The 20,945-nt window shown below is 45.4% G+C and carries 18 protein-coding genes; 2 read left to right on the top strand and 16 right to left on the bottom strand.

The genetic code is table 11. From position 1 onward, the window contains the following. Nucleotides 1–169: 169 nt before the first annotated feature. The 7 genes from ACS8E3_RS00375 to ACS8E3_RS00405 form a co-directional block, all read right to left on the bottom strand. Nucleotides 170–1,780, bottom strand: a complete 1,611-nt coding sequence (locus tag ACS8E3_RS00375; protein WP_439240059.1) for a carboxyl transferase domain-containing protein — start codon at nt 1,778–1,780, stop codon at nt 170–172. Nucleotides 1,781–1,852: 72 nt separating this feature from the next. Beyond that, on the bottom strand, nt 1,853–3,622 hold the full coding sequence (locus ACS8E3_RS00380) for an AMP-binding protein (protein WP_439240061.1): 1,770 nt from the start codon (nt 3,620–3,622) through the stop codon (nt 1,853–1,855). Between the two features lie 285 nt (nt 3,623–3,907). Continuing rightward, complete coding sequence (locus ACS8E3_RS00385) at nt 3,908–5,125, bottom strand: FAD-dependent oxidoreductase (RefSeq protein ID WP_439240063.1); 1,218 nt, start codon at nt 5,123–5,125, stop codon at nt 3,908–3,910. 196 nt (nt 5,126–5,321) lie between these two features. Then, a complete protein-coding gene (locus ACS8E3_RS00390) occupies nt 5,322–6,041 on the bottom strand; it encodes an amino acid ABC transporter ATP-binding protein (RefSeq protein WP_439240653.1) in 720 nt (239 codons plus the stop codon). A gap of 209 nt (nt 6,042–6,250) precedes the next feature. Then, a complete protein-coding gene (locus ACS8E3_RS00395) occupies nt 6,251–6,922 on the bottom strand; it encodes an ABC transporter permease subunit (RefSeq protein WP_439240065.1) in 672 nt (223 codons plus the stop codon). Next, on the bottom strand, nt 6,919–7,665 hold the full coding sequence (locus ACS8E3_RS00400; RefSeq protein WP_201559335.1) for an amino acid ABC transporter permease: 747 nt from the start codon (nt 7,663–7,665) through the stop codon (nt 6,919–6,921). The genes ACS8E3_RS00395 and ACS8E3_RS00400 overlap by 4 nt, the downstream gene beginning before the upstream one ends. A 93-nt stretch (nt 7,666–7,758) precedes the next feature. Beyond that, complete coding sequence (locus ACS8E3_RS00405; protein ID WP_439240068.1) at nt 7,759–8,742, bottom strand: glutamate/aspartate ABC transporter substrate-binding protein; 984 nt, start codon at nt 8,740–8,742, stop codon at nt 7,759–7,761. A gap of 287 nt (nt 8,743–9,029) precedes the next feature. Here ACS8E3_RS00405 and hslO point away from each other — a divergent pair, with 287 nt between their 5' ends. Further along, nucleotides 9,030–10,013, top strand: coding sequence for an Hsp33 family molecular chaperone HslO (hslO, locus tag ACS8E3_RS00410; protein ID WP_439240070.1), 984 nt, complete (start codon nt 9,030–9,032; stop codon nt 10,011–10,013). A gap of 103 nt (nt 10,014–10,116) precedes the next feature. Here hslO and ACS8E3_RS00415 read toward each other — a convergent pair whose 3' ends face one another. The 9 genes from ACS8E3_RS00415 to ACS8E3_RS00455 form a co-directional block, all read right to left on the bottom strand. Further along, nucleotides 10,117–11,622 (bottom strand): alpha/beta fold hydrolase, encoded by a 1,506-nt coding sequence (locus ACS8E3_RS00415; RefSeq protein ID WP_439240072.1) that lies wholly within the window; start codon nt 11,620–11,622, stop codon nt 10,117–10,119. 192 nt (nt 11,623–11,814) lie between these two features. Then, a complete protein-coding gene (locus ACS8E3_RS00420) occupies nt 11,815–12,471 on the bottom strand; it encodes a fumarylacetoacetate hydrolase family protein (protein ID WP_439240654.1) in 657 nt (218 codons plus the stop codon). A gap of 35 nt (nt 12,472–12,506) precedes the next feature. Further along, entirely contained in the window at nt 12,507–13,232 is a 726-nt protein-coding gene (locus tag ACS8E3_RS00425; RefSeq protein WP_439240075.1) for an ABC transporter permease, read from the bottom strand. 12 nt (nt 13,233–13,244) lie between these two features. After that, nucleotides 13,245–13,979, bottom strand: coding sequence for an ABC transporter permease (locus ACS8E3_RS00430; RefSeq protein ID WP_439240077.1), 735 nt, complete (start codon nt 13,977–13,979; stop codon nt 13,245–13,247). A gap of 478 nt (nt 13,980–14,457) precedes the next feature. Further along, nucleotides 14,458–15,312: an ABC transporter substrate-binding protein gene (locus ACS8E3_RS00435; protein ID WP_439240079.1), complete on the bottom strand. Its 855-nt coding sequence runs from the start codon at nt 15,310–15,312 to the stop codon at nt 14,458–14,460. A 137-nt stretch (nt 15,313–15,449) separates the two neighbouring features. Then, nucleotides 15,450–16,412: a transporter substrate-binding domain-containing protein gene (locus tag ACS8E3_RS00440; protein ID WP_439240081.1), complete on the bottom strand. Its 963-nt coding sequence runs from the start codon at nt 16,410–16,412 to the stop codon at nt 15,450–15,452. 29 nt (nt 16,413–16,441) lie between these two features. Then, nucleotides 16,442–17,239, bottom strand: a complete 798-nt coding sequence (locus ACS8E3_RS00445) for a transporter substrate-binding domain-containing protein (protein WP_439240083.1) — start codon at nt 17,237–17,239, stop codon at nt 16,442–16,444. 405 nt (nt 17,240–17,644) lie between these two features. Beyond that, nucleotides 17,645–18,442, bottom strand: a complete 798-nt coding sequence (locus ACS8E3_RS00450; RefSeq protein WP_439240085.1) for an ABC transporter ATP-binding protein — start codon at nt 18,440–18,442, stop codon at nt 17,645–17,647. Between the two features lie 232 nt (nt 18,443–18,674). Next, a complete protein-coding gene (locus tag ACS8E3_RS00455) occupies nt 18,675–18,998 on the bottom strand; it encodes a hypothetical protein (RefSeq protein WP_439240087.1) in 324 nt (107 codons plus the stop codon). A 434-nt stretch (nt 18,999–19,432) separates the two neighbouring features. On the opposite strand from ACS8E3_RS00455, the gene ACS8E3_RS00460 reads away from it, so the two are divergent. Beyond that, nucleotides 19,433–20,734 (top strand): glutamate-5-semialdehyde dehydrogenase, encoded by a 1,302-nt coding sequence (locus tag ACS8E3_RS00460; RefSeq protein WP_439240089.1) that lies wholly within the window; start codon nt 19,433–19,435, stop codon nt 20,732–20,734. Nucleotides 20,735–20,945 lie beyond the last annotated feature (211 nt).

Raw genomic sequence — 20,945 nt, forward strand, 5'->3', positions numbered from 1 at the left:
TCTTAGCACTGGTTTCTTATAGTCGATAGCAAATAAAATAAATACATTATATTGCAACGCGAAACTGATATGAATTTTTCTGGCGTGCTGTGTCTACGCTGACAGAGGCTGCGAAAAATTAATACCAGTCTCGCTAAATCGTTTTTATATCACACACAATATATAATAATTACATTCTAAAAATACCAAAAGTCGTCTCTTCAATAGGCGCATTATGAGCAGCGCTCAATCCTAATGCTAACACCTGACGCGTATCCGCAGGATCGATGACGCCATCGTCCCAAAGACGCGCGGTGGCATAATAAGGATGACCTTGCTCTTCGTACATCTCCCGTATTGGTGCTTTAAACGTTTCTTCGTCCGCTTCGCTCCACGACTCGCCTTTACGCTCGAAGTTATCACGCTTCACTGTCGCCAATACCGATGCCGCTTGCTCGCCGCCCATCACCGAGATACGCGCGTTTGGCCACATCCATAAAAATCTCGGGTCATAAGCACGGCCGCACATACCATAGTTACCCGCGCCAAAAGAGCCGCCGACGATAACGGTAAATTTAGGCACTTTAGCATTAGCAACGGCCATCACCATCTTCGCGCCATGACGGGCAATCCCTTCGTTTTCATATTTACGCCCAACCATAAAGCCGGTGATATTTTGCAAGAACACTAAAGGGATTTTGCGTTTGCAGCACAGCTCGATAAAGTGGGTGCCTTTTTGCGCAGATTCACTAAACAAGATACCGTTATTGGCAATAATACCGACTGGCATACCTTCGATATGGGCAAAACCGCAGATAAGGGTATTAGCAAAGCGCGCTTTGAATTCATCAAAGGCGCTATCATCAACGATACGAGCGATAATCTCTTTGATATCAAAAGGCTTGCGCTTATCGGTTGGGATAATGCCGTATAATTCTTTGGCGTCAAAGCGCGGTGGTCGCGGGGTGATTTGATTGGGAATGACTTTGGCATCGCGATTCAAGTGTCCGACGATATCGCGCGCTATGGATAACGCATGGGTGTCGTTTTGCGCCAGATAATCGACCACCCCTGATAGCCGCGTATGCACATCACCGCCGCCCAAATCTTCTGCGCTCACCTCTTCACCCGTCGCTGCTTTCACCAATGGCGGGCCACCGAGAAAGATAGTGCCTTGATCTTCGACAATGATAGATTCATCGCTCATCGCAGGTACATAAGCACCGCCTGCCGTACAGCTTCCCATTACTACCGCGATTTGTGGAATACCCGCTGCGCTGAGATTGGCTTGATTAAAAAAGATACGCCCGAAGTCATCTTTATCAGGGAATACCTCATCTTGATTGGGTAGATTTGCGCCGCCGGAATCCACTAAATAGACACACGGTAGATGGTTTTGCTGCGCGATTTCTTGCGCGCGTAAATGTTTCTTCACCGTCATCGGATAATAAGTGCCACCTTTTACTGTGGCGTCATTACAGACGATCATGCACTCAATATTATTAACACGGCCAATACCGGCGATGACTCCTGCCGCTGGAATATCTTCGCCATACATATCATGCGCGGCCATTGGAGCGACTTCTAAAAAAGGCGTGCCAACATCAAGCAGACGCTCCACGCGCTCACGTGGCAACAGCTTACCGCGCGCTAAATGCTTGGCACGAGCGCGCTCTGATCCGCCTTGGGCAATCTTATTTAAATGCTGATATAAATCATCAACGATTGCTTGCATGGCTCTACTGTTTTGCTGAAACTCAACGGAGTTTGGGCTTAGTTTACTGGTAATAATAGCGCTCATGGTATTCCTTGTTATTTATCTTTTCACTTAGCAATTTATCTCAAAGTACACTCTAACCACATTCAATCAAAGTTATACCAAGCCCAACTCTTCTTTCATTTGCTCAATGATTTTGTACTTTTGAATTTTACCGGTAATGGTCATTGGGTACTCAGTGACAAAACGATAATAAGCTGGGATTTTATAATGGGCAATATTATCACGGCAGAACTGTTCGACCTCCTCTTCGCTTAAGCTGTCTGGCTCTTTGGGGATAATCCACGCGGCCAATACTTCGCCGTAGCGCTCATCAGGGATACCAACGATTTGTACGTCGCGTATTTTTGGATGACGATACAGATAGTTTTCAATCTCTACCGGATATATATTTTCGCCGCCACGTATCACCATATCTTTACTACGCCCGACGACTTTAACATAGCCTTCTTCATCCATCGTAGCCAGATCGCCCGTATGCATCCAGCCATCCTGTATGGCCTCGCGGGTTTTAAAGCGGCTGCCCCAATAACCTTTCATCACCGAATAGCCCTTTGTCAGTAGCTCGCCTGTTTCGCCAATAGGTAGAATCTCGCCAGTTTCAGTATCGACGACCTTGACCTCAAGCGCCGGTTGTACCAGTCCTACCGTCGAGACTTGCTTCTCAAGCGGGGTATGCTCATTGGTCTGACAGGATACAGGACTGGTTTCGGTCATACCATAAGCGATAGTGACTTCCTGCATGTGCATCTTGTCGATAACCCGGCGCATGACCTCAATCGGACAGCTCGAGCCTGCCATAATGCCAGTACGTAAGCTCGATAAGTCAAAGTTATCAAAATCAGGATGATCAAGCTCAGCGATAAACATCGTTGGCACCCCATGCAGGGCGGTACAGCGCTCTTCTTGCACGGTTTGTAAGACACTAAGAGGTTCGAAACCATCGTTCGGATAAACGATACAACCGCCGTGGGTCAAAATCGCTAAATTACCTAGCACCATACCAAAACAGTGGTAAAGCGGTACTGGAATACATAGCCTATCCTCGAAGGTGAGATTCATCGCCTCGCCGATAAAGTAGCCATTATTTAGTATATTACGGTGGCTTAGCGTGGCGCCTTTTGGCGTACCTGTGGTGCCACTAGTAAACTGTACATTGATAGCATCGGTGTTTTTTAGCTGAGCTTGGCGCTTAGCAATACGAGGGTCGTTGGCATCACCTTCTGCTATCCAATCTGAGAACTTTTGCATATAGCTAAAGTTCTCTGCATCCTCTGCACTATCGATCCAAATAATGCGCTCAACGGTCGGTATCTCAACCAAATCGAGCTGATTAAAGGTTTTATGATAAATCTCAGGGCAAAGCTCGCGAATCATCTGCGCATAATCACTACTCTTAAAGTGACGCATAAGCACCAAAGCTGAGCAGCCTAATTTATTTAGGGCGTATTGCAGCTCAAAGGTACGATAGGCAGGATTGATGTTAACTAAGATAACGCCAACTTTAGCCGTAGCGAGCTGCATTAATAACCACTCGCTATTATTGTGCGACCAGATACCGATACGATCACCAATCTCAAGCCCCATCTCGATAATAGCGCTAGCAAGCTTATTAACTTGTTGTTGTAGTTCTTTATAAGTCCAGCGGATATGTTGATGACGTACGACTAGGGCTTCGCGCTCAGGGTATTTGGCAACGATAGCATCAAAAAAGTCGCCGATAGTGGCTTCTATGAGTGGTACGTCAGGACCTTTGTCATAACTTTGGGTGAGAGGAGCATTGGCAGAGCGTGCGCCCATATTTATTTTTGGAATATTATTTAGAATATCGCTGGAGGCAGTGCCGAATGAGGGGGATTGAATCATAACGAGTCCTTTCGTTGTACTTTTCCGTTTTGCTAGCTAAGCGTATAAATAAAGCTATTATGCCTTGTTTTTCCTTTATATCTAGTCACTATAACGCCTGCAATGAAATCCTGTCAATCATATTGATACAAGATGTCTCATTAAATAATTAATAGCGTTGCAATAACTAACGAGTTATAAAAAGCCAATCTCCTATTCAAATAAAAGACTGGCGATTGAACTACCCTACCTCTGAGACTACCCTACCTATGAGCTGCCATACCTGTAAGAATAGAGCGCTACTCATTAAGCCTTATCCGCAGGCTTTACTGGTACTTTAAGCGATACCGTTGCTTTTATGGCTTTATCATCGGCAGAGTCATCCATTAATTCCATCACTAGCTCATCAGTCGTTTCGGTTTTGACTTGCCAATTGCCCATCGCTTGCGGTACGCCGACGACGGTGACCGCGATTGCTTTATTTTTCAAACGTATCATCGGCGGTTTATGGTCGTAGCCAGCATGCTTGAGACCCAAAATATCATCAGCGATAGTCGCCGCTTGCGCGCGTAGCGGGGCCACATAACGACATGCCACGCCATCGATAGACATGCAATCGCCAATTGCATAGACATTATTGGCGTTGGTGCGCAGAGTTGGTGCATCGACAACAATACCGGTGCGCGGATTGAACTCAATGCCTGCCGCCGCGGGTAGCGTATCATCGACGACTAAGCCAGTACTGGCAATCACATGATCGACTATCACAGTATTAGACTGTCCTTTTGCCTTTTCTAACGGCTCATAGCTGACTTCCAGTCTGTTATCATCATTACGGGCGACACTAGTCACCTGATATCCGCCCAAAAACTCAATCCCTTGCGATTCTATAGCCTGCCTAATACGCGCGGTGGCTTTCGCCGGTAGCATTTGCGCAAGCGGCGCCTCATTAAGATCAATTAGGCTGATTTTATGACCCGCTTTAAGCAAGTCTTCGGCGATCTCGGTACCGACCATCCCCGCACCGACGATAGCTACATGCTGGCTACCAGTCGAGAGCTTTTTTTGCAACTGACCAAAGCGCTCAATATGATTGACGTGCCAGACTAAATTCTCCGGCAAGCTCTTAGGAAATATCGGATGCGCGCCCATCGCTAGGACTAGCTTATCATAACTGATGGCCGCGTAATTGGTGTTGGCAGGATCTGAGCGGTTCGCAGAGATAAGCTGCAGTTTTTGGCTTGCTGCATTGATATCACTGACCTGCGTGTTGGCTAATAAAGTGACGTTGGCTACTTTTGCAGCCTCCTCCCCTGTCGCTCGCACTAAGTCTGCCGGCTTCTTATCTTGGCTAATGGCCATCGTCAGCATCGGCTTGTGATAGCGATCAGCGTTGTCAGCCGTGATTAAGGTAATCGGTATCTCTTTATCTTTACTACGAATGGCATCAATAACGTGCCAGCCTGCTAAGCCTGCGCCAACGATGACAATACCTGATGTTTCGGACAAATGCTCTACGTTCATAAAGTCTCCAAGATAGTGTTTTATAATGAATATGAATAGGGTTTAAGATAATGGCCACTATTGTAGCAGTAAAAAAGAAACGCTTGTAAACTGAGAATTTACAGTAACCCAACTGGCATAAAAAAGCGCCTTATAAAAAGACGCATAAAGTTAAACGGTAAAGACTTTTGCTTAATATTTGCTGAATACTTGAGAGTTAGTGATTAAGAATCTTTGATAAAAACTGCTGAGCGCGATCACTTTTTGCGCCTTCAAAAAACTCCTCTTTACTGCAGTTCTCAACGATATAGCCTTCATCCATAAAGATAATGCGGTTCGCCACTTGGCTAGCAAAGCCCATCTCATGGGTTACGCACATCATCGTCATGCCCTCACGGGTCAGCTCTACCATCACATCGAGCACCTCTTGAATCATCTCAGGGTCGAGCGCGGAGGTCGGCTCATCAAACAGCATCGCCACCGGATCCATCGCCAGCGCTCGCGCAATCGCTACCCGCTGCTGCTGACCACCGGACAGCTCAGCCGGATATTTTGGCGCTTGCGCGCTTAATCCCACGCGGTCCAAGTAAGCCATGCCTTTTTGTTTGGCTTCAGACTCTTTACGGCCCAAAACCTTAACTTGTGCCACAGTTAAGTTATCAATGATCGTCAAATGCGGAAACAGCTCAAAGTGCTGAAACACCATGCCCACGCGGCTACGCAGTTTAGGCAAGTTCGTTTTTGAGTCGCCAACTGAGATACCATTAACCATGATTTGCCCTTTTTGAAAGGGCTCAAGGCCGTTGACGGTTTTGATTAGGGTCGACTTACCGCTGCCGGACGGGCCACAAACCACCACCACATCGCCTTTATGGACATGAGCGGTACAGTCCGTCAATACTTGAAAGTCGCCATACCACTTACTGACGCTATCCATTTCAATGACTATCTCATTGCTAGCATGACCGTTATCTGTAACCAATCCGCCAAAGTCATTTATAAATGTATTAGCCTTATTCATCGTTGGCTCCTAGCCTTATGCTTAATATTTTTGCAGTGTATTTAAAATGAGTGATAGTGCTATGTCAGTAAGGTTTAGGCTATTTCATTTCGCAAACCTTTGCTGTTTAGTTGTTTAATTAAACGCTAAAACCTAAGCTTTTTTTGCACTTGCTGCACGCCAATAGAAGCGGTCAAACTGATAATAAAATAAACTGCGCCTGCGCCTAGTATGTAAGGTGTCAGCAGTCCCATCAGCTCTCCGCGCACGTAAGCGGCACGGAAAAAATCGGTCAAACCAATCGCAAAGACTAAAGTGGTATCTTGGAAGAGAATAATACACTGCTGTAGGATCAGCGGTAGCATTTTACGAAAGGCTTGTGGCAAAATAACCAAGCGCATGGTCTGCCCATAAGTCATGCCAAGCGCTCTTGCCGCATTGACCTGCCCACTGCCAATAGATTGAATACCTGCCCGTACTACCTCTGAGAAATAGGCGGCCTCAAACATCATAAAAGCCACAACACAAGAGGCAAAGGCGGCGTTTAACTGCAGGTATCTACCCGCCACCCAAAAATAAATCATCGGTACGGCGAAATAAAACCACAACAGCACCAATAGCAGCGGCACTGAACGAAAGTAGTTTACGTATAACTTGGCGGGTATCTCTAAGGCTTTAATGCCAGATAGGCGCATCAAGGCTAGTATCGTGCCTAGAGTAATGCCGCCTAAGATGGCTAAAAATAGTACTTTTAAGGTGGTAATCATCCCGCCCATAAGGCCTGGATATGCGGTCGCAAGTTCGGTCATCATATTCATTTCTGACTCCCTGCAATAAGCCCTGGCACGCGAAGTTTTCGCTCAATCAAACCCATAATGGCGATCAGCGATAGATTAAACACTAAATAGATAATCGTCGCATAAGTATAGATCTCAAGACTATTTTGGGTATATTCGCTAATGGTCTTAGTCTGACTAATCAGCTCCATCACCCCAACGAGCGAAGCAACAGAGGCGTTTTTGAAGCAGTTGGTCAGCTCAGAGCTTAAGGGTGGCAAGATAATACGAAAGGCTTGCGGCAATAGCACTTGCTTATAAGCCTGCGGTATCGTAAAGCCTAGCGCGTAAGCGGCGTTGATCTGACCTTGCGGCAGCGATTCAATACCCGTGCGCACTTGCTCAACGATACGCGCGGCGGTAAATAACCCAAGGCCAATACTGGCTGAAAGCATAGCTGAAGTATTGGGTGTCAGCTCCTTATACCACCATTCTTGAAGCGCAGGCGTCAGCCATCCTGGGGCGATATAGAACCAAAAGAATAGCTGCACAAGTAGTGGAATATTACGAAAGAAAGTTACATAAGCAGTACCGATAGCCCGTGCCGGTTTGCTTGGCAGGGTACGCATAATACCGAAAATAGTACCAACGACCATCGCGATAGCCCAAGCAATACTGCCGATCAACAGCAACCAGCCAAGTCCAGTAATCATCCAATGGATATACAGCTCACTACCGACACCAGTCTGCTCAAAGAGCACACCCCAGTTCCAGCTATAATTCATGCTTGTCTCTCCAAGCAGTGGTTGATAGGCCTAACCCTTAAAAGCTTCAATAATGAAGCTTTTAGGAGTACTCGCTAAGTTAAGGAGTGAGGGTCACTGTGCCATTGCCATTTTTGGCTGAGCACTATCATGAGGATTGGCAATGAGTGCTTTTAAGTTGTCTGACATCTCAAAGTTTAAGTTGACGTTTTTTGGCGGGATAGGGTTTAAGAACCACTTATCATAAATGCTATTGATCTCACCTGAGCTAAAGACATTAGTCAAAGCTTTGTCGACCACTGCTTTAAATTCAGAATCGTCTTTACGCAGCATACAGCCATAAATCTCAAAAGACTGCGGCTCGCCTACAATGACCCACTCATCTGGGTTTTTGGCTTTAGCTTTTTCACCAGCTAATAGTACATCATCCATCATAAAGGCATCAGCACGGCCGTTTTCTAGCATCAAAAAGGCTTCGCCATGATCTTTGGCAGAAATGACGTTAGTGTCCATCTGATTCTCATCAATATACTGACGAATATAACGCTCTGAAGTGGTACCTGCGGTGGTGACTAACGTCTCACCGTCTAAGTCTGCAAAGTCATTGATACCTGAGTCTGTCGCGGTCAATAAACGTGTGCCGATTTCAAAGAAGCCATTTGAGAAACCTACTTGCTTTTGGCGCTCTTCGTTATTGGTCGTTGAGCCACATTCAAAGTCGACTGTACCGTTTTGTACCAACGGGATACGCGTTTGCGAGGTAATTAAGTTATAGCGAACGTTTAAGTCCGGCATATTGAGCTCTTGCTTAACCGCTTCCACGACTTTCATCTCAAGATCATGCGCATAGCCCATGGGCTGATTCGGATCGTCAGCGATATACGAAAAAGGAATAGAAGAGTCACGATAGCCGACAACGATAGTACCTGAGTCTTTGATTTTTTGGAGGGTGCCATTGGCATTTGTAGAGGTTTCAGTAGTTGCCGCATCCTCAGTTACAGCGTCATCAGTAGCTGTTTGACTGCTGTTGTTACAGCCGGCTAAACCTAGTGCCATAAATGCTGCTAATGTTAGAGGTTTGGTGAGTGCGTAAGCCATAAGATCCATCCTTTTATCACATCATTATTAGTTTAAAAAATGCTTGATTAGCTATTACTAATAGGCATCCGTGCAGTTACTTTTAGTTATCTTAATGCAACTTAATGTTACTGTACAACACTTTTATGATTATTGTGCAAGTTTTTGCCTTATTGTCACTCTCTTTTGCGATAAATAAATGCTCAGTTAAGCACGAGCTTTTGCCGCTAACGTCTTTCCTGTGATTGATAAATTCTGAATAATCCCCATAAAGCTAGCACTCTCTTAACTCGATAAGATAAAAATATATGACACAAGATACTTCAGCTATGCAGACAGATCACTTGCAGCCCTTAGATTCAACAAAGAGTAATGATGTGCGTCAGCGCTTCTTTATTGAAGACTCGCCAGTACGCGGTGATGTGGTACGCCTGTCGCGTAGCTACGCTTCTACCATTGCCCAAAAACCTTATCCTGAAGCCATCAAACGCTTGCTAGGCGAGATGCTTACGGCAGCAAGTTTGCTGATAGGCACAGTCAAGATAGAAGGTCGTTTGTCCATTCAATTGCAGTCCTCAGATAGTGAGAGTTTACTGAACTGGGCGATGGCAGAGTGCGATCAGAACGGCATTATCCGGGCGCTTGCCAGCTGGAAAGCGGATAACGATGAGCAAGTGGCTGCTTGGAATGACAAGACTTGTGCTGACGAGGCTTTCGCTGAATTAGGCGCGTCTGGCCAAGGGGTATTATTTATTAATATTCAGCCCGATAATGGCGAGCCGTATCAAGGTATCGTTGAGCGTAGTCATGATAATTTAGCTGACTGCTTAGCCCATTATCAAAAGCAATCAGCTCAGATTCCGACCTTAATTAATTTAGCTTCAGATGGTTTACAAGCCGGCGGCGTACTAGTGCAGATGCTACCGCGTACTGCTGCAGAGAACATCGAAGTGGAGCGCAATCAAGATGCCGGTATCGATGACGACCTGTGGACGCGCTTGACGATGCTGACCAGCACAGTCAAAGGCGAGGAGTTGACCACGCTTGCAGCCAATGAGATTATCTATCGCTTATATAACGAAGAGAACGTCGTTGCCCCTGAGCCTATCAGCTTAGAGTTTGGTTGTACTTGCTCGCGTGAGAAGTGTGAGACGGCTATTGCGCAAATCGGTGAAACCGAAGCATTAGAGATCATTGAAGAACAAAACGGTACTTTTGAGATGGATTGCGGCTTTTGCGGTGAGGTCTATAAATTTGACAAAGACGATGTGACGGCTATTTTTTCAGATTAGTTTGACGTCTTATTATGCTAACTCAAAAACCCTTTAAACTTTTGTTTAGAGGGTTTTTGTTTTTTTAAATTTCAGTCTCTTAAAATTGGTACATCCCTCTTGTTTAAGACTCTTCAGCGACCAATCCTAAGCTGCAAGGATAAGAGTGAATACGGTCGCGACTGGCGTAATCGCTTTTGCCATTATCAAGCAGCCAAGCCACGACTTGCTCGCGCACTCGTCTACTATGGATTAGACCCATATGATTAACACCATAAAAGATCGCTTTATGACCCTCTGGTACAAATAGATTATGCTCGCCATCGTCTTCGCCCAAAGCTGAAGCTACTGACACTAGACTATCCCCGAGCAGATTGGTTACTTTCGAGTCATAATGGGTCTCTATTAAGGCGCTAGCGACAAAATAGGTCTTAATACCGCTCGGCAGACGAGCAGGATGACGGAAGTCCTGTGGCACAACATTTCGGCCCTCTAAAGATTGCCAATCGGCATCACGAATACTACCGTGACGCAAATCAATAATACCGGCGCTACGCATATCACCTAAATGCGCAAGTGAGCTTGCGAAGGGGACTTTGGAGATGATGTCTTGAACCAAAAACCCAATACGCTCAAGCACAGCGCCGTGATGCGGCGAGCCTAAAGTAATCAAGTTACCCACGCGCTTCATCCAATCTAGGCGATCTTGTTTGGCATAAAATAGTGCGCTACGAGCCACTAAACCGCCCATACTGTGCCCTACTAGATCGATTTGACTGATATTTGGGTTATTATCCACTAAGTCTTGCAACAGTTTAGAGAGTTTGCGGCCACTACGAGAGATACGTCGGCCAGTATTATAATCTAAATAAAGCACCGTCGCCTCAGGCTGACTGCGACTAATCGCCTGACCTAAGCTATTGTACTGTTGTGGATGCCAACTTAAGTAACTTAAGCATAGACCATGACATAAGATGATAATGCGCCCTGATAGCTCTTCGCGTTGAGGGATACCCTCTTTGTCGTATAGTGCCATAGGGATCGCAAGCGAGTTGTTGTTATTGACTAAATGATCGCCCATTACTCCGTTAAAAACATTGACGAGTTTTTTTAGACTAACAGGAAGTGGTTGGGAGCTAGTTTGCGTTGCCACGTTTTTATACAGACGCAGTCCTGAGGAGAGATTATTACCCACTAGCAACATCACATGGCGTACGAGTCCGTAGACGCGCCCGGTGACACCGCCATGCCAGTTTTTTAGATGGTTTTCGTTGAAGCGCCCTATCGGACGCAGCATAATCTCGCGGTGCATAGACTCGACAATATCCGTCACCTCGACCACGCCCATCGTCGCAAGCTGCGCCAACCCTTCAAAAAAATCCCCTAAAGTGAGCGGTTGGCTTTTGACGGTTTCATCAGCACCATCTGCTAATAACCTGACCAATTCATCCACATCAAGCGCATCGAGCTGCGAGAGGTGTTCATACAAATCACCATGAATTGGCATATTAGACTTTTCTACAGGATGAGTTCCTGGCTGATAGTGAATGACACCCTCATTACTAAAATTACTTCCGTAGCTATCATGGGTAGCATCAGGCAAGTCTGTAGAATAGATATTAGTAGTCATGGCGTTCTTTGTAGCACTCATATAATAGGTGATTTCTGCAAAAGAGAGCTTTCTATACTAGCGGTTAAATGCAACAAAGAGAAGAGAATGATTTGATATATAAGTAAATTTTGTGCTCAGAAGAGCAAGATGATAAAGAAGTATAGTATTCGTCGCTAGACATAGCTGAGGATAATAATGAAAGCGAAGCGGTTATCGTACTTGGCTCTGCCACTGCTTCTCCCCTAGCACCAATCTTACCTGATCGCCTGCTTGTAGTACGCCCACCCCGCTTGGCGTACCCGTCATAATGACATCGCCTGCTTGCAAGCTAAAAGCGTGGCTGATTTCGGCAAGCAGTTCATAGATGGGAAATAGCATCAAGGCACTATCACCGTCTTGCTTGAGCTCACCGTTGATATAGAGCTGATACTGAATGTGCATTAAGTCGTTGAAACTTTGCGGATCAAGCCAGTCAGCGAGTACGCAAGCGCCATCGAAGCATTTAGCGCGCTCCCAAGGATGGCCGTTGGCTTTAAGCTGGCTTTGCAGTTCTCTTAAGGTTAAATCTAATCCTAACGTCACAGCACCTATGGCTTGCTGTGCTTGCTCGGTAGTCGCATCGGATAAATCAGCCGCGAGCTGAATGCATAGCTCCGCTTCATAATGAGTATCACCATAAACATTGGAATCTGGAACAATAATATCATTCTGTATGGAAACGATAGAAGAAGCCGGCTTCATAAAAAGCAGCGGCTTAGACGGGACTGCATTACCCAGCTCATGAGCGTGAGCGGCGTAGTTACGACCGACGCAAACTACTTTGCCGATATGAGCCCGCGTCTCACCATTGATATTATTATCAGTCATTCTCAGCAATTGGCTCATAACTCACCTCGGCTCAATTATGGAATAGTATTGGTCATTACATCGGGCGGCACGTAACTGGCATGACGGTTCATTCTTTTCTCAAAACGCCCAAAGCTAAATAATATGATCCATGACAATAATAAATAGACAATACCAGCAGCAAAGAATAGCTCCATCAAGGTATAAGTCCGCGCACTAATAGTACGAGCCACGCCGGTGATATCCATCAGCGCAATGGTCGAGGCTAGCGCACTGCCTTTGAGCATAAAGATAACTTCATTACTATAAGCAGGAATGACAATACCAAAAGCGCGTGGCAAAGTAATACGAGTGAGCTTTTGCCACGGTGACATACCAACGGCGTCTGCCGCCTCTAGTTCACCTACAGGAACGGCCTGAATCGCGCCGCGGATAATCTCTGCTAAATAAGCACTGGTATTGAGCGTAAAAGCGATAATCGCACACCAGTATGCCTGGCTCAGCACCGGCTCCCACAAGAATGACTCGCGCACCGCCTCGAACTGTCCCAAACCATAGTAGATCAAGAATATCTGTACTAGCAGCGGCGTACCGCGAAAAAAGAAAATATATAAAAACGGTAATAGCTGTACCAGCCAACTTTTAGACAGACGCAGTAACGCCAAAATCAAACCAAAAAACAGCCCAATGATTCCTGAGATAACGACGAGCTGTACGGTCAGTAACGCTCCGCCTAGTAGATCCGGAAAGTACTCAAAAATAACCTGCCAATTCCAATCCATAATATCTCTCCTCTACCCTAAAGTCGATGGCTGATGAGTGGATTGACGGCTGATTTTTTTGGCATAGCGTGCCGCGGGATTAGCGCGCCATTCTAGCCAAATCATAAAGCCGGTAATAAGCATAGTGAGACCTAAATAGATAATGGCGGCGGCCATATAAAAGGTAAAAGGTTGCTGAGTGGATTGCGCCGCGCGTGAGGATTGATACATAATATCTTTGAGACCAACGACCGATACTAGAGCGGTATCTTTGAGCAAGACTAAGAACAAATTACCAAGGCCTGGCAAGGCAATCTGCCAAACTTGCGGCAAAGTAATCCGATAAAAAGTCTGAAAAGGACGCATCCCTATCGCTTGCGCGGCCTCTTTTTGTCCGACAGGAATTTCTTGAATGGACATCCGAAAGATTTCAGTGGCATAAGCACCGAAGGCAATAGATAAGGCCATCACCCCGCCCCAAAAAGCGCTGATCTCCACATATTCATTATAGCCGAACTTTTTGAGGATGCTCATCAGCAAAATAGAGCCCCCATAATAGATGAATAGCACTAATAGTAACTCAGGAATACCACGCATCGTTGCGGTATAGACAGTGGCAAGCTTGCGCAGTAGCCAGACGTTCGAGAGCTTAGCCGTTGCCCCAAGGAGCCCTAACAGCATTCCTATTATCAGGCTAGTTACGGCTAGCTTAATGGTGACGGTCGCGCCGCTTAATAGCAGGGCACCAAATCCTTGTAAATCAAACACAGTTATTCACTCAGTCTCTATATGTTAGTCGCGTCACTCGCGTTTCTGCCAAGCCATCAAATAACGCTCAAAATGCCAGTTTACTGTCCTGACGCTAGCTAAAATAAAGCACTATTTATGGTCTGTAGTAACGAGAAGCGGTTTTGGAATATATAATAAATGACTATCAGTTGACCCAAAGATTCATTCACTGATGATTCAGATAAAAATAAGCGCTGATTTTATCATAACTGAGGCACTCGATGTTAACGCTGATAGCAAATACCCAGTCAAAATAGAGAGTTAGCCATTATAAAACCGCGTCTTTTGCTATAAATCCATCATGAGTAAAGAGCAATTATGACTAGCGCCCTACTATTAATAAAAACTATCTCCATAAAAAAGGATACCACGAAGCCGCGATATCCTTTTAAGAGCTTATCAAGCTTATAAACCATTCCAGTAGCGCCGTCACCCTCACAGTAAAAGCTTGAACGTATTATTTAGTCTTGCTAGGCGTGGGCACTGAAAAGTATTTTTCGTTAATAGCCGCGTAAGTCCCATCTGCTTTTATAGCTGCCAATGAGTCATTAATTTTCGCTTGCAGCGGGTCACCTGGACGTACTGCAATAGCAAAATTATCATCAATATCGATCTCATCGCCTTTTAGCGTATATTGGCTGCCCGAGGCGGAGCTGAGCCATTCGATAGCAGGTAGTTTATCAGAGATCATCGCCTCAACTCGCCCCGAGCCTAAGTCTAAAAAGGCGTTACTCAAAGTATCATACAGCTGCATATTCGCTTTTGGATAAGCCTGCTCTAGCCACTGGGACGAGATCGTCGAGCGCTGAGCGGCGATGCTCTTTGAATTGATATCATCAGGATTACTAGGGTCAAAACCGCTACCCTCTTTTGCCAAAAACACTAACGTATTACTAAAATATGGATCAGTAAAGCTGACTTGCTCGGCGCGCTCTGGCGTAATCGACATAGCGGCGACAATAGCATCATATTTGCCCGCTTTAAGACCGGGGATAATACCATCCCAATCCTGCGCGACAATCTCACAGGTGACCCCCATATCAGCACACAAGGCATTGGCAATTTCGATATCAAAACCGCCAAGCGAGCCATCAGCGTTGGTATAGTTAAAAGGAGCATAGGCGCCTTCAGTACCGATACGCAAAACCTCGCCAGTGGCTTCAGTGGCAGCCGTATCAGTGGATTCTGTATTAGCGGTATTGGTCTCTTGACCATTACTACAGCCCGCTAGCACCCCTAAGGCTACTGCCGCAATAAAGGTTTTGTGTAGCGTCTGGCTTGAGCCAAAAAAACTAGGGTAATTTATCATCATCCTTGATTCCTTTTGATAAGTAAGTCGATACAAGCACTATAAACAATAATGGCGCCCTATGCTATGAGAAGCATAAAGCGCCACTATATCCGGTTCAGCATAAGACCATAGCGATATAAAATATCACTGTCTAAGTTTTAATTACTAGTGGTTTCTGTCTGCTCTTCGGCTGCGATAGTTGCATTTGCATCGACATCGACATTATCGCCTTCAACGACTACGACTTCTTTAACACTATCTGCTGCCGCCGCTTTATTCGCCGCCGCAGTAGAGCTCGTACCGAAGTAACTTCCTGTGATCTGATCGTAAGTGCCATTGGCCTTTAACTCAGCCAAAGCTGTGTTGAATTTACCAACTAGAGGATCACCTTTACGAAAGGCAATACCCATCGCGTCTTCATCGGTGCTAATCTCTTCGCCTTTGACTTCGTAGTCTTTACCGGCTTCGGTTTTCAGCCAGTCGATACCCGTGACTTTGTCAGACATCATAGCGCGTACGCGACCTGAGGTCAGATCTAAATAAGCGTTATCTTGCGTATCATAAAGCTTGATATCAGACTGTGGATGCTCGTCTTGCAAATACTGCGCCGCTACCGTTGAGCGCTGTGAAGCAATTGGCTGACCATTTAAGTCGGCAACCGTAATATCATCGCCTTTTTTACCGATAAGAATGATACCAGTGTGGAAGTAAGGATCGGTAAACTCAACGACTTCTTTACGCTCTGGGGTAATCGACATGCCTGCGATAATCGCATCGAACTTTTGCGCATTTAAGCCAGGAATCAAACCATCCCAGTCCTGCGAGATCAGCTCACACTCTGCTTGCATCTGCGCGCACAAAGCATCGACCAGCTCGATTTCATAGCCGATCAGCTTGCCATCAGCATCGGTGTAACTAAAGGGTTTATAGCTCGATTCAGTAGCGATTTTTATGTTCATTGGCGTCTCGGTAGCTACGCCTTCATCCGCAACTTGGCTTTCCTCTGGCGCTGAGCTATTACTACAAGCGGCAAGCATCAGCATAGCAGCGCTAAGCGGTGCTAACCAGAGTGCTTTGTTGGGCAAGATTGACTTGTTTTGAGAATATTTAGATAAGCTCATTATGTTTTCCTCAGTTATCAGGCAGTAGATTATTGGTTGAAGTTTGCTTGTTCTAGACGAGCCAACTCACCGTTACTACGGATCTCGCTCAAAGCTTTATTAAAATCGTCTCTTAAAGGATCACCTTTACGAACAGCGATAGCGATGTTGTCATCGTTATCAATCTCATCACCCACGATACCAAAACCTTCTGGATTGTCTTTTAACCAAGCTTTAGCTGAGACTTTTTCAGCCAATACTGCATCGCTACGACCAGACTTTAGGTCTAAATAAGCATTGTCATAGTTATCATAAAGCTGCACAGTATTGCCGTCTTTACCTTCATAATTATCTTGCAGATAGACGCCAGGCGTGGTTGAGCGCTGACCACCTAAGTTCAGGTTACTGATAGCATTAGGATCAAAACCACCATCTGCATCAGTCAGCCAAACCATAGTATTAGCAAAGTACGGCTCAGTGAAGTCCACCTTTTCTTGACGCTCTGGAGTGATAGACATACCAGCGACAACGGCGTCATATTTTTGCGCCAAAAGACCTGGAATAATTCCATCCCAGTCTTGCGCGACAATCTCACAGTTAGCTTGCATCTGCTCACATAGAGCATTAGCAACATCGACATCATATCCGGCGATACTGCCATCAGCATTGGTATAGTTAAAAGGAGGATAAGCCCCTTCGGTAGCAATACGAATGGTTTTACCCGCGACATCGGCAGCAGGTGCATCAGCATTTGCATCCACCGTATCGTCGCTTGGCTGGCTACAGGCGCTCAATGCTAGCGCTGCGGTGATAGTCATCGATGACCACAATAGACGAGAATTCGACATCATATATTCCTTATTTTAATTTAATATCCTTATCTAATCACTGACTAAACAGTCGTAATAGTGATAGATATTAGCAGCTTATAAACCCATCGATAATACCTGACAAAAATATCAAAAACAAACGTTTTAGGTATTGACTGTTATTATTGGGTAATAAACGGCTTTGCTATTGTCAGCTATAAGTAAAAAGATTCCGCTATGAAAACATATGAGGTTGATCTCTTTGTAGGATCCATGCCGCGCGCAAGCGAAACAGAGCTGCGTAACCTAGGCTATAAACAGAGCTGCGTAACCTAGGCTATAAAAGGAAGAAGGTTAATAACCTGGTACTGGTTTGAAAATAGCTCAACTGATGCAAGCAGACTTATCTAGCCGATTCGTCAGCTGACAAGTCTGAAATAAGGATTAGTTCTGGCGATGGGAAGCCATAAAGTCTCTGACGCGCTGCGAGTTTGGATTATCAAATACTTGCTCAGGCGTGCCCATCTCCTCGATGATGCCTTGATGCAAGAACACTACTTGGCTTGACACATCTCGAGCGAAGCGCATCTCATGGGTGACGATCAGCATAGTACGGCCCTCTTCTGCTAAGTCTTGCATGACGGCGAGTACTTCGTTGACCAGCTCAGGATCAAGCGCGGAAGTTGGTTCATCGAATAAGAGCACTCTTGGCTGCATAGCCAAAGCGCGGGCAATAGCAACCCTCTGACGTTGACCGCCAGAGAGATTGGCAGGATAAGCGTCTTTTTTATCGGACAGCCCTACTTTTTTTAGAAGCTGTTCGGCTTCACTGATGGCTTGATCTTTTTTGATTTTTAGAACCTGAGTCGGACCTTCGATGATATTTTGCAATATGGTTTTATGCGGCCATAGATTGAAGTTTTGAAAGACAAAACCAACGCGCGCACGTAGATTCTCAAGCTGTCTATGATCTGCCGCTTGCATCTCGCCTGACTTATTGGCTTTTAGCATCAGCTCATCTTCACCGATACTGATACGCCCTTTAGTTGGTTTTTCTAACAAGTTGATACAACGTAATAACGTCGACTTTCCGGAACCCGACGACCCCAAAATCGAGATCACGTCGCCATCATAGGCGGTGAGCGATACCCCTTTTAGCACCTCTAAAGAGCCGTAGCTTTTATGCAGATCTTGTATATCTAAAGCGATGGGGCGAGTCGAGTCTTTGGCAATATCAAGCATGGTTAAACAGGTTTCCGATTGTTATGAATAAGGCTTTCAAGCAGCTTACTGAAGTAAAAGGCAGCGTATTGTCGCTTATAATACAGCAAAAAGGCAAATACTCTCTATTATTGGCCATTACTCCATAAATAAAGCCCAAATCACTGTCATAATTTGAGCTTTATTTTAACACTTTAAGCCACCTAGCGCTCCATTATCTGTAACGCCAATGACGCAGCGATATCCGTAACCCTTAATAAGTCGAGACGTGTTCCTCAGACTCAGAACCATCGAGGACATCAGCATCGTCTACCGTTGCTATAGCAATGTCATCATCGGCGCTCGCTACTGCAACGTCATCATTAACCATGGGATCATCAGAGATATCTGCACTATTGACGCCTTCAGTCACTTGCGCAACATCATCAACGCCGGTAGCTTCTTGCTCTACTTGCGTTTGCGGATCTAGCGTTGGATCCTCCTCAGTAGTCGCCGCGCCTTTATCAGAGCAAGCGCTAAGTGTTAATGTAAAAGCGGCCGCTGCGCATAACCCTAGTTTATAAGTCGATTTTTTCATATTTCCCTCGCTAATTAGTTTTACAAGATGTCACTCATATCAAGCTGTTAATACATCTAATATTTAACGCTCAGTATAATCAGATCTAGTAATGACTACCTTAGTAGTTGCAACACAGTTGTGTTAGAGACTCGTAAGACAAAGCCTTTAATGATCCATAATCGATGTTAAAAACGCTTAAATCGAAATTGCAAATGAGCGCTGTTCACAAATTCAACTTTACTCTAACCACAATCTGCTCTATGTTAAATAGCATAACGCTTTATCCTAAGTGAGAACAATAATTAAGACACTTGTTAAAGCACTGGATTTAGCCCTTATTAACGATATTCTTTACAGCCCTTTAGTTGGACTTTGCCTGTTTAGGCCTTTTTGCTCGTCTAAAACATTTATTCTAAATAACGATTCATCCGTAACCAAAAGGAAAACAATTTATGAGTCAAGCGAATACCTCAGATATAAAAGCTTATATGCAAACGGTCGGTAAGCAAGCACGCGCCGCCTCTCGTACCCTCGCGGCTGCCAATACTGGCGATAAAAACTCAGCACTTATGAGCATTCATGATGAGTTAGTCAACGCGAAAGCCGATATTTTAGCAGCGAACAAAATAGATATGGATAAAGGTCATAGCAATGACTTGGAGGCCGCCCTACTCGATCGCTTAGAGCTAAACGATGCTAGGTTCGATGGCATGCTGCAAGGTCTCAAAGACGTCGCCGCCCTACCCGATCCAATCGGGGAAGTCACTGATATGACGTTTCGCCCCTCCGGCATCCATCTAGGTAAAATGCGGGTGCCGCTCGGTGTGGTTGGTATGATTTACGAATCGCGTCCTAACGTGACTTTGGAAGCCGCTTCTTTAGCGCTTAAATCTGGCAACGCTATTATCTTGCGCGGTGGTTCTGAAGCTTTTGAGTCCAATCAAGCCATTGCTAAATGTATCCATAAAGGCTTGAGTGAAGCCGGTCTCTCTGAGCACAGCGTGCAAGTACTAGAAACCACTGACCGCGCGGCTGTCGGTGAGCTGATTACAATGACCGATTACGTCGATGTCATTGTCCCACGCGGCGGCAAAGGCTTAATCTCTCGTATTAGTGAAGACGCCAAAGTACCAGTCATCAAGCATTTAGATGGTAACTGTCATACTTATATCGATAGTGATGCCCAAGCGGATATAGCAATAGAGGTCAGCGTCAATGCCAAGACACATCGCTATGGCACTTGTAATACTATGGAAACGCTATTGGTCGATAAGGCCGTCGCCGATGGGATGCTACCGCAAATTGCGGAAGCTATCGTCAAAGCCGATGAAGCGATGCAGCTGCGTCTCGATGAGCAAGCGCAAAGTATATTAAAAGACAATGCTAAGCTTGACGGTCATCTCTCAGCAGCTACTGAAGAGGATTGGGATACTGAATACCTTGCGCCTATCTTAGCGGTAAAAGTCATCGATGGACTTGACGCGGCGATTGAGCATATCAATACTCACGGCAGCCATCATACTGACGTCATTATCACTGATAATTATAGTAAGTCGCAGCGCTTTATCCGCGAAGTCGACTCCGCTAGTGTGATGATTAACGCCTCTAGCCGCTTTGCTGACGGCTTTGAGTATGGTCTTGGCGCTGAGATTGGTATCTCAACCGATAAGATTCACGCTCGTGGCCCAGTTGGATTAGAAGGTCTAACCTCACAAAAATGGATCGTCTACGGTCATGGGGAGACCCGCGCTTAACATCTGCTTAAGCAAGCACTTTATCAGTGCTCAACTGGCTTTTAGCTAGTTACTTATCGTTTAATTTAAAGTATAATCCAAAAACAACGTCAGCCTAATCGCTGGCGTTTTTTATTATTTAAATTGATAGCTTTTTAGATTAAATAAATTATTGCACATACCTATAAAGAGTATGGCAAGCCGCAGCTATGAATTATACTGCTACATAAAG

This window comes from Psychrobacter sp. 2Y5, from assembly GCF_051847375.1.
In the GTDB taxonomy this organism is placed as follows: domain Bacteria; phylum Pseudomonadota; class Gammaproteobacteria; order Pseudomonadales; family Moraxellaceae; genus Psychrobacter.